1 pseudogene is annotated in these 357 nt (G+C 51.8%); it reads left to right on the forward strand.

Going from position 1 to position 357, the window contains the following annotated elements:
• A pseudogene (locus AC3XQU_RS23310) lies at positions 1-357 on the forward strand (conjugal transfer protein TraG); the annotation flags it as partial.

A 357-nucleotide genomic window follows, 5' to 3' on the forward strand; every position in this document is an offset into this window, starting at 1 on the left:
TCTCCGGGGGGATCCAGACGAGGTTGCGTCACGAATTCTTTCGATCATCCCCTCCACTGAAAATAACCCGGGTGCGGATCACTACAAACAGTCTGCCAACCAAGGCATAACGACCATCGTCGCTGCATTACAAGCCGCGGGCCTTGCCTACAACTTCATCGACTTCACCATTCTGTTGATGAATCACAAGGCAATCCAGGAGCTCGAGACGCGGCTCAAAAAGACACAACCTCATAACCCTGCGACAAAAAACCTTTCGCTGTTTCTCGAACAGTACAAAACGGGGGGTAAGCCCGGTTTTGAGGACATGATCGACATCAAACGTATGAAGGAGACGTTTGGTGGTGTTGGGGGCCG

It is taken from the genome of Telluria sp. AZSoR62 (assembly GCF_058111565.1).